This is a genomic window from Streptomyces triticagri, assembly GCF_003429565.1.
Classification (GTDB): Bacteria; Actinomycetota; Actinomycetes; order Streptomycetales; family Streptomycetaceae; genus Streptomyces; species Streptomyces triticagri.
Genome location: NZ_QUAK01000123.1, coordinates 88,469 through 97,946 on the forward strand (window position 1 = coordinate 88,469; position 9,478 = coordinate 97,946).

Annotated in this window: 8 protein-coding genes and 1 pseudogene; 2 read left to right on the forward strand and 7 right to left on the reverse strand. The window is 70.8% G+C overall.

Translation table 11 applies throughout. The features are described from left to right. Positions 1–6: 6 nt before the first annotated feature. Genes ruvX through DY218_RS23785 form a run of 4 tightly spaced genes read right to left on the reverse strand, consistent with a single transcriptional unit; the run spans position 7 to position 3,920 of the window. Positions 7–486, reverse strand: a complete 480-nt coding sequence (gene ruvX / locus DY218_RS23770; RefSeq protein WP_128558175.1) for a Holliday junction resolvase RuvX — start codon at positions 484–486, stop codon at positions 7–9. Beyond that, positions 486–3,155, reverse strand: coding sequence for an alanine--tRNA ligase (alaS, locus tag DY218_RS23775; RefSeq protein ID WP_128558176.1), 2,670 nt, complete (start codon positions 3,153–3,155; stop codon positions 486–488). Before alaS ends, ruvX begins: the two co-directional genes overlap by 1 nt. After that, entirely contained in the window at positions 3,155–3,484 is a 330-nt protein-coding gene (locus DY218_RS23780) for a DUF6167 family protein (protein WP_128558177.1), read from the reverse strand. The genes alaS and DY218_RS23780 overlap by 1 nt, the downstream gene beginning before the upstream one ends. Positions 3,485–3,491: 7 nt before the next feature. Beyond that, the gene (locus tag DY218_RS23785) at positions 3,492–3,920 is read right to left on the reverse strand and encodes a DUF948 domain-containing protein (protein ID WP_128558178.1); all 429 of its coding nucleotides are present in this window, start codon (positions 3,918–3,920) and stop codon (positions 3,492–3,494) included. 178 nt (positions 3,921–4,098) lie between these two features. Here DY218_RS23785 and DY218_RS23790 point away from each other — a divergent pair, with 178 nt between their 5' ends. Beyond that, positions 4,099–6,273 carry an ATP-binding protein gene (locus DY218_RS23790; protein ID WP_128558179.1) on the forward strand — a complete coding sequence of 725 codons (2,175 nt, stop codon included), beginning with the start codon at positions 4,099–4,101 and terminating at the stop codon, positions 6,271–6,273. A gap of 48 nt (positions 6,274–6,321) precedes the next feature. On the opposite strand, the gene rpsD is transcribed toward DY218_RS23790, so the two are convergent. Beyond that, positions 6,322–6,936 (reverse strand): 30S ribosomal protein S4, encoded by a 615-nt coding sequence (rpsD, locus tag DY218_RS23795; RefSeq protein WP_128558180.1) that lies wholly within the window; start codon positions 6,934–6,936, stop codon positions 6,322–6,324. Between the two features lie 185 nt (positions 6,937–7,121). On the opposite strand from rpsD, the gene DY218_RS23800 reads away from it, so the two are divergent. Continuing rightward, entirely contained in the window at positions 7,122–7,811 is a 690-nt protein-coding gene (locus tag DY218_RS23800; RefSeq protein WP_128558181.1) for a DUF2470 domain-containing protein, read from the forward strand. Positions 7,812–7,845: 34 nt separating this feature from the next. Here the strand turns inward: DY218_RS23800 and DY218_RS23805 are convergent, their stop codons facing one another. Continuing rightward, positions 7,846–9,213 (reverse strand): replication-associated recombination protein A, encoded by a 1,368-nt coding sequence (locus tag DY218_RS23805; RefSeq protein ID WP_128558182.1) that lies wholly within the window; start codon positions 9,211–9,213, stop codon positions 7,846–7,848. Positions 9,214–9,265: 52 nt separating this feature from the next. Beyond that, positions 9,266–9,478 (reverse strand): annotated as a pseudogene (locus tag DY218_RS23810) (vitamin K epoxide reductase family protein); the annotation flags it as partial.

The window sequence follows — 9,478 nt, forward strand, 5'->3', positions numbered from 1 at the left end:
TCGCGATCAGACAACCACTTCGACGCCCTCTCCGGGGGCTTTACCTGACGCCCGTTCGGACTCCAGAGCGTGGCGAAGGATGACCACAGCGGCAGCCTGGTCGATGACGGACCGGCCCTTTTTGGACTTAACACCGGACGCGCGCAGGTTCTGACTGGCCGTCACTGTGGTCATCCTCTCGTCCACGAGTCGCACCGGTACGGGTGCGATGCCACGGGCGAGCTCCTGGGTGAAGGCCCGGACCTTGGCCGCCGCCGGCCCCTCGCCACCGCTGAGCGAGCGGGGCAGGCCGACGACGACCTCGATCGGCTCGTACTCCTCGACGAGTTGGCGCAGCCGCCGGTGGGCCGCCGGGACGTCGCGCCCCGGGACGGTCTCCACCGGCGTGGCGAGGACCCCGTCGGGGTCGCACGAGGCGACCCCGATCCGGGCGTCCCCGACGTCCAGGGCCAGGCGACGGCCCCGGCGAAATCCGTCCGCGGCCATCAGGCCGTCTCAGTGACGAGCCGCTCCACGGCGGCCACGGCGTCGCCGATGGCGGCCGGGTTCTGACCGCCGCCCTGGGCGACGTCCGGCTTACCGCCGCCTCCGCCGCCGAGGGTCTTGGCGGCGGTACGGACCAGGTCGCCGGCCTTGAAGCCGCGCTCGCGGGCGGCCTCGTTGGTGGCGATGACGGTCAGCGGCCGGTCGTTCGCCGTGCTGAACAGGGCGACGACGGCCGGGCGGTCGGACGGGAAGCGACCGCGCACGTCGAGGACCAGCTTGCGCAGGTCGTCCGCGCCGGTGCCGTCCGGCACCTGTCCGGTGACGAGGGCCGTGCCGCGTACGTCCTTGGCGCCGGCGGCGAGACCGGCGGCGGCCTGCAGGACCTTCTCGCCGCGGAACTTCTCGATCTCCTTCTCGGCGTCCTTGAGCTTGGCGAGCATCCCGGAGATCTTCTCGGGCAGCTCCTCGGGGCGGCCCTTGATCAGCTCCTGGAGCTGGGCGACGACCGTGTGCTCCTTGGCCAGGAAGTTGTACGCGTCGACGCCGACCAGGGCCTCGATGCGGCGCACACCGGAGCCGATGGAGGACTCGCCGAGCAGCTTCACCAGGCCGAGCTGGGCGGTGTTGTGCACATGGGTGCCGCCGCACAGCTCCTTGGAGAAGTCGCCGATGGTCACCACCCGCACCCGCTCGCCGTACTTCTCGCCGAACTCGGCGATGGCGCCCTGCTTCTTGGCGTCGTCGATGCTCATGACCTCGGCCTGTACGTCGAGTTCACGGGCGAGCACCTCGTTGATCTTCTGCTCGACGTCGGTGAGCACCGTGCCGGGCACGGCGGACGGGGAGCCGAAGTCGAAGCGGAAGCGGCCCGGCGAGTTCTCCGAACCGGCCTGGGCGGCCGTCGGGCCGAGGGCGTCACGCAGCGCCTGGTGGGTGAGGTGGGTGGCGCTGTGCGCGCGGGCGATGGCCCGGCGCCGGTTGGCGTCGATCGCGGCGTACGCCGAGGAGCCGACGGTGACCTCGCCGACCTGGACCGAGCCCTTGTGCACGGAGACTCCGGGCACCGGCTGCTGCACGTCACGGACCTGGATGACGGCGCCCGAGTCGAGCTTGATGCGTCCGGTGTCGGCGAGCTGGCCACCGCCCTCGGCGTAGAACGGGGTCCGGTCGAGGACGACCTCGACCTCGTCGCCCTCGGAGGCGGCGGGCGAGGGCACGCCGTCGACGAGCAGGCCGACGACGCGCGACTCGCCCTCGGTGGCGACGTATCCGGTGAACTCGGTCGTGCCCGAGTTGTCGGCGACCTCGCGGTACGCGGACAGGTCGGCGTGGCCGGTCTTCTTGGCCTTGGCGTCGGCCTTGGCGCGCTCCCGCTGCTCCTTCATCAGGCGGCGGAAGCCGTCCTCGTCCACCGACAGGCCCTGCTCGGCGGCCATCTCGAGGGTGAGGTCGATCGGGAAGCCCCAGGTGTCGTGGAGCAGGAAGGCCTTGTCGCCGGCGAGCACCTTGCCGCCGGCGGCCTTGGTCTCGGTGACGGCGGTGTCGAGGATGTTGGTGCCGCCCTTGAGGGCCTTGAGGAAGGCGGCCTCCTCGGCGAGGGCGACGGTCTCGATACGACTGCGCTCGGTGAGCAACTCGGGGTACTGCTCGCCCATCGTCGCGATGACGACGTCGACCAGGTCCTTGACGACCGGGCCGGTGGCGCCGAGCAGGCGCATGTTGCGGATGGCGCGGCGCATGATGCGGCGAAGGACGTAGCCGCGGCCTTCGTTGCCAGGCGTGACGCCGTCGCCGATGAGCATGACCGAGGTGCGCATGTGGTCGGTCACGACGCGCAGCGAGACGTCCGTGTTCGGCGCGGCGCCGTAGCGCACGCCGGTGAGCTCGGTGGCCTTCTCGATGACGGCCATCGAGGTGTCGATCTCGTACAGGTTCTGCACGCCCTGCAGGATCATCGCGAGGCGTTCGAGGCCGAGGCCGGTGTCGATGTTCTTCGAGGGCAGGTCGCCGAGGATCGGGAAGTCCTCCTTGCCCTCGCCCGGGCCGCGCTCGTACTGCATGAAGACCAGGTTCCAGATCTCCACGTAGCGCTCGTCGTTGACGGCCGGGCCGCCCTCCTCGCCGAACTCCGGGCCCCGGTCGTAGTTGATCTCGGAGCACGGGCCGCAGGGACCGGGCACGCCCATCGACCAGAAGTTGTCCGCCTTGCCGAGGCGCTGGATGCGCTCGGCGGGCACGCCGATGACGTCGCGCCAGATCTGCTCGGCCTCGTCGTCGTCCTGGTAGACCGTGATCCACAGGCGCTCGGGGTCGAGGCCGTAACCGCCGTCGTCCTGCGAGCTGGTGAGCAGCTCCCAGGAGAGCTTGATGGCGCCTTCCTTGAAGTAGTCCCCGAAGGAGAAGTTGCCGCACATCTGGAAGAAGGTGCCGTGCCGGGTGGTCTTGCCGACCTCTTCGATGTCCGGCGTGCGCACGCACTTCTGCACGCTGGTCACGCGCGGGGCCGGCGGCTTGACCTCGCCGAGGAAGTACGGCTTGAAGGGGACCATGCCCGCGGGAACGAGGAGCAGCGTCGGGTCGTCCGCGATCAGCGACGCCGACGGCACAGCGGTGTGCCCGCGCTCTTCGAAGAAGCGCAGCCAGCGGCGACGGATTTCAGCCGACTCCATCAGTGGTCCTCATTCCGGTTGTACGTGTAGGGGGCCTGTTTGTACGTCAGGTTGTTCTCGAGGGCGGCGAACCGCCGTTGGGCCGGGAGTTCGCGGGGGTCCGCGGTGTCCCGGCCGAGTGCGTCGTTGAGCTGGTCCTCGCGCTCGGCCATGCCGTCGCGGACGTCGAGGGCGAAGTCCTTGAGGCGGTGGCCCGCGTCGATCGCCTTGTTCGCGGCCTGCGCCGCGAGGCTCTCGGGGGTCAGCTTCTTCAGCTTCTGATTGACCTTCGTGGTGGCCCACACACCGGCGGCAGCGCCCGCGGTGAACCAGAAAGTACGGCGGAACATCGCTGCGTCAGTCCTTCTTCCGCTTCCCCCGCCGGGCGGACGGCACGGCCCTGCCCACGATCACGCGACGACGGGAGGGTCGGTCCGGCATGTCCTTGCGGGTGACGGCCCGGCGCACGCCGTAGCCGAACGCCGCGACCTTGACCAGAGGGCCGCCGAAGGTGGATGCCACGGTGGTGGAGAGCGCGGAGGCGTTGGAGGTGACCTCCTGGACGTCCGTCGCGATCGCGTCGACCCGGTCCAGCTGGGTCTGCGCGGAGCGCACGGTCGCCGAGGCGTCCGCGAGCAGCGGCACCGCCTGTTCCGTCACGTCCGCCACGAGCTTGGTGGTGGCCTTCAGGGTCTGGGCCAGCCTCACCAATGCGACGGCGAGGAACGAGACCAGGATCGCCCAGAAGACGGCCACCAGGATCCCGGCCACCTCTCCACCGGTCACGCTGCACCGCTCTCTGCTCGTCGGGACCACCGCCGCGAGGCGGGCGTCCCCTGGTAAAAGTCGTTCCCCGAGCCTATCGCGCCGGGCCTGGCGGTCCGTACCGCATTTTGCTGCACGGCGCCCGCGTTGTGCGATGCGATTGTACGGACCGCATGGGGATGAGTACGCTGCGTGGCCCATGCGACGCTCTCAGCGAGCCGGGCGTACCGACCGGCCCGGCAATCTGCCCGAGGAGCTCACCTCCTTCGTCGGCCGGGCGGACGAACTCGACCGGCTCGACACCCGCCTCACCACATCCCGCCTGGTCACCGTGGTCGGCGTCGGCGGGGTCGGCAAGTCCCGGCTCGCGCTCCGCGCGGCCGGCCGGGTCCGCGACACCTTCGCCGACGGCGCCTGGCTCGTGGAGCTGGCCGACGTACGCGACCCGGAGCTGGTCACCTACGCCTTGACCGAGGCGCTCGACCTCACCGACCACACCGCACGGTCCCCGCTCTCGGTCCTCGTCGAGCAGCTCGCCGACCGTGAACTCCTGCTGGTGGTCGACGGGTTCGAGCATCTCGTGGACGCCCTCGCGCCGGTGGTGCGGGAACTGCTGCGGCGGTGCCCCGGCGTGCGGGTACTGGCCGCGGGCCGCAGGCCGCTCGGTGTGGAGGGCGAGTGGCTGCACTGCCTGGCACCGCTGCCGGAGGCGGATGCGGCGACACTGTTCGCCGAGCGGGCCGCCTGCGGTCCGGCCGGCTTCACGCTCGGCGAGGACTGCCTGCCCCAGGTGCTGGAAGTGTGCCGGCGACTCGACGGCATCCCGCTCGCGGTCGAGCTGGCGGCGGGCCGCCTCGGGGCGCTGTCACCTGCGCAGTTGCTCGCCCGCCTCGACGACCGCTTCCGTCTGTTGACCGGGGGCGGGCTGCGCGCCGCCCGGCACGAGACGCTGCGCACGGCGATCGGCTGGAGCCATGAGCTGTGCACACCGCCGCAGCGACTGCTGTGGGCACGCCTTTCGGTGTTCTCCGGACCGTTCGACCTCGATGCGGCGGAATACGTCTGCGCGGGCCACGGCATACCTGCGGCGGACGTGCTGGACGCGCTCGAGGAGCTCATCGCCCAGTCGGTGGTGATCCGCGAGGAGTCCGCGCAGGGCGCCCGGTACCGGATGCTGGCCACCGTCCGGGAGTACGGCCTCGGCTGGCTGCGGGCCGCTGGGGACGCGGAGCGGCTGCATCGCCGGCACCGCGACTGGTACCTGGGCCTTGCCGTCTGGTGCGAACTCGACTGGTTCTCGCCCCGGCAGGACCGGATCGCCTCGCGGATCGAGGGCGAGCTGCCCAATCTGCGGGCGGCACTCGAGTACTGCCTGACCGAACCGGACGAGACCCACCAGGGGCAGCTCCTCGCGGGAACGCTGTGGTTCTACTGGGTGGGCTGCGGCCGTCTGTCGGAGGGCCGCTACTGGCTGGACCGGGGCACCGAACTCGACGGCGGACACGAGGACTCGAGGCTGAAGGCGCTGTGGGTGCTCGGCTATGTGGCCGCGCTGCAGGGCGACACGGTCGGCGCGCTCGGCGCCCTGCAGACGTGCCGGGACGAGGCGGAGGACATCGGCAATCCGCTGGCCGAGGCCTACGCGGTGCACCGCCTGGGCTGCCTGGCCCTTGTCGACGACGACATGGCGCGCGCCGAGCGGCTGCTGCGCGAAGCGGGCGAACGCTACGGGGAGTTGGGCGAGCTCAACAGCAATGTCCTGATGGGCCGGGTCGAGCTGGCCATGTCCCTGGTGTTCCAGGACCGCGCCGAGGAAGCACTCGGGCTGTGCCGCGAGGTCGACGAGATCTGCGAGCAGCACGGCGAACGCTGGACCCGTGCCTATGCGCTGTACGTCCTGGGATACGCGGCCTGGACGCGCGGCGATCTCCCGCGGGCCAGGCAGCTCGCCGAGGAGTGCCTCGCCATCGACCACACCTTCCGCGATCTGGTGGGTCTGGTCCTCGCCATCGAACTGCTCGCCCTGATCACCGCGAGCGAGGGCGATCCGGCGGAGGCCGCGCTGCTGCAGGGTGCGGCCGATCCGTTGTGGGACTCGGTGGGGCTTCCGCTGTTCGGCTCGGAGCACTTCCGGGCCCCGCGCACCCACTGTGTGCGGCGGGCCGCCGAGGTGCTCGGCGCCGAGCGCTTCGAGCAGTGCGTACGGCAGGGGCGGTCGATGGGTCTGGACGCGACGGTGGAGCGGGCGCTGGCGGGCAGGACGAACGGTGCGGTGCTGCCCGCGCCCCGGCCGGCCCGGCCGCGCCCGGCTCCGGACACACGGAAGCCCGCCGGCTCCCCCACCGGAAACGGCGGGGAGCAGGCGGGCTCCTGAGTCTGCTGCGCCTGGCTCAGCGGGCGCGGCGGAACCGCGGCCCGATGATCAGCGGGCGTAGAACTCGACGACCAGCTGCTCGTCGCAGATGACCGGGATCTCCTTGCGGTTCGGGTCGCGGTCGAGGCGGAAGGCCAGGGCCTTCAGGTTGACCTGCAGGTAACGCGGGGTCTCGCCCTCGGTGTCGTAGCCACCCTCGCGCGCGACCTGGAAGGGGTGCTTCTCGCGGCTGCGCTCGCGGACCATCACGACGTCGTCGGGACGGACACGGAAGGACGGCTTGTCGACCTTCTTGCCGTTGACCTCGATGTGGCCGTGCACGACCATCTGGCGGGCCTGGTAGATGGTGCGGGCGATGCCCGAACGCAGGACCAGGGCGTCGAGGCGGCGCTCGAGCTCGATGACCAGGGCCTCACCGGTCTTGCCCTGGGTCTTGGCGGCGCGCTCATAGGCGCGGACCAGCTGACGCTCGGAGACGTCGTACTGCGCACGCAGGCGCTGCTTCTCGAGCAGACGGACCTTGTAGTCCGAGTTCTGCTTGCGGCCACGGCCGTGCTCGCCCGGGGGGTAGGGGCGGGCCTCGAAGTACTTGACCGCCTTGGGGGTCAGCGCAATTCCGAGCGCACGCGACTTCTTGACCTTGGGACGCGACTGGTTAGGCACGTTCTCCGGACCTCCGTAGTAGGTTAGGTTAGGCTCACCTTAGTTAAGGAGATCGCATGTCTCGCCGTGGGAACACCACACACGTCACGGACAGCACGAAGAACGCCGACGCTGAGGGCGCCGCGATGACGGAGGTCCGATCAGATCGTGGTCAGCCGCGTCCCAGCCGGCTTGAGATCGCCCGGATGCCGTCAGCAGCCGAACGCACACGAACTCTCGTACAGAGTACATGCTCCGCGGTGCTGCTCGTCCCCGGGCTCCAGGGCGTACGGCCGGACCAGCTGGTGCCCGACGCGCGGCGGGTCGGTCCCGACGGTGACGTGCTGCTCGACTTCCCCGCCGACTCCCCGGCCGTACGGGCCGCGACGCATGCACAGGACGACGAGCTGTCCGCCGTGCTCGAAGTCACGGATGTGGCTCCGGTCGCCGTGCCGCACCGTATCCGCGGACGGGCCTGGGTGTCCGGGTGGCTGACCCGGCTGCCGGGAATCGCCGATCCGGGGCGGATGATGCTGCGTCTGGAGGTCGGCGAGGCGTCGGTCGACGATCTGTGGGGTGCCTCGCAGGTGGAGCCGGAGGCCTTCGCCGAGGCGCGGGCCGATCCGCTGATCGACCACGAGGCGGAGCTGCTCCAGCATCTGCATGCGGCGCACGCCGAGCAGGTCGCCTCGCTGTGCACGCTGCTCGGCGACCGGGCGGAGCTGCTCCTGAACGGTGGGCGGGCGGTGCCGCTGGCGCTCGACCGCTTCGGGCTCCGGATCCGCATCTCGGGCGGCACGCACAGCTTCGACGCCCGCTTCGACTTCCCGGAGCCGGTGCGCGATGTGACCGGACTGCGGCGGGCGATGCACCAGCTCTTCGAGGCGGCGTACTGAACGCAGCGGCGGCGAGGCGATCAGCCGGGGGCCGTCAGCGACCGTCCGGGTCCCGCTCGCCGGACAGTCGGCTGCGCACCCGGTCCACCACGTCCGCGTAGCGGGCCTCTGCGCCGTACCGGGTGGGGCGGTAGTACTGCTTGCCCTGGATGGCATCCGGTGCGTACTGCTGGGCCGCGATTCCGCCCGGTACGTCGTGCGGATACACATAGCCCTGGGCGTGGCCGAGCTTGGCGGCGCCCTTGTAGTGGCCGTCGCGCAGATGGGTGGGCACCGGTCCTGCGAGTCCCTTGCGTACGTCCTCGAGGGCCGCGCCTATCGCCGTCGTCGCGGCGTTGGACTTCGGGGCGAGGGCCAGGGCGATGGTGGCGTGGCTCAGGGTGAGGGCCGCCTCCGGGAAGCCGATCATGGCGACGGCCTGGGCCGCGGCGACCGCGGTCGGCAGGGCCGTCGGATCGGCCAGACCGACGTCCTCGCTGGCGGAGATCATCAGTCGGCGGGCGATGAACCGCGGGTCCTCTCCCGCCTCGATCATCCGGGCCAGATAGTGCAGTGCGGCGTCCACGTCGGAGCCGCGGATCGACTTGATGAGCGCACTCGCGACGTCGTAGTGCTGGTCTCCGTCCCGGTCGTACTTGACGGCCGCGCGGTCCACGGACTCCTCGAGGGTCTCGAGGGTGATCTCGGAATCGCCCTTGTCGAGCGCAGCACCGGCGCCCGCCTCGAGGGCGGTCAGGGCGCGGCGGGCGTCTCCCCCGGCGATGCGCAGCAGATGGGCGCGGGCGTCGTCGGCCAGGCCGACCGAGCCCGCCAGACCGCGCTCCTCGGTGAGTGCGCGGTCCAGGAGTCCCGCCAAGTCGTCGTCCGTGAGCGGTTCGAGCGTGAGGAGCAGGGAGCGGGAGAGCAGCGGGGAGATCACCGAGAAGTACGGATTCTCCGTGGTGGCCGCGATGAGGGTCACCCAGCGGTTCTCCACCGCGGGCAGCAGGGAGTCCTGCTGGGCCTTGCTGAAGCGGTGGATCTCGTCGAGGAAGAGGACGGTCTCCTTGCCGTATCCGCCCGTCGCGCGGCGGGCGCCCTCGATGACTGCGCGGACCTCCTTCACGCCCGCGGTGATCGCGGAGAGCTCGACGAAGCGCTTGTTCGTCGCCTTGGAGACCACGTATGCCAGGGTCGTCTTGCCGGTGCCGGGCGGGCCCCAGAGGATCACCGACGACGGGCCCGCGGGACCCGAGCCGCCTTCTCCCACCAGGCGGCGCAGCGGCGAGCCCGGCTTCAGCAGATGCTGCTGGCCGACGACCTCGTCGAGGACGCGCGGGCGCATCCGGACGGCCAGCGGACTGCTTGCCGGCTCCTTCTCCTGGCGGTCTTCGGCGGCGGCGGTGAACAGATCGGGTTCCACGCCTGGCAGCGTATGCCACGCCACTGACAAGGCCGACGGCGCCGTGGGGTGGTCAGCTGGTCCAGAAGTCCCACCAGCGGGTCAGGATCAGCATGCAGATGATCCCGATGTGCAGTACGGGCAGGACCCAGGTGAACTCGTCGAGGAAGGAGCGCACGCCCCGGGGCGCGGGCAGCAGACCGCGGCGGACGTTGTGCGCGGTGACGTACCAGAACATGACGATCGTGGCGACCCACGCCAGACAGCACCACAGACACAGCGAGTT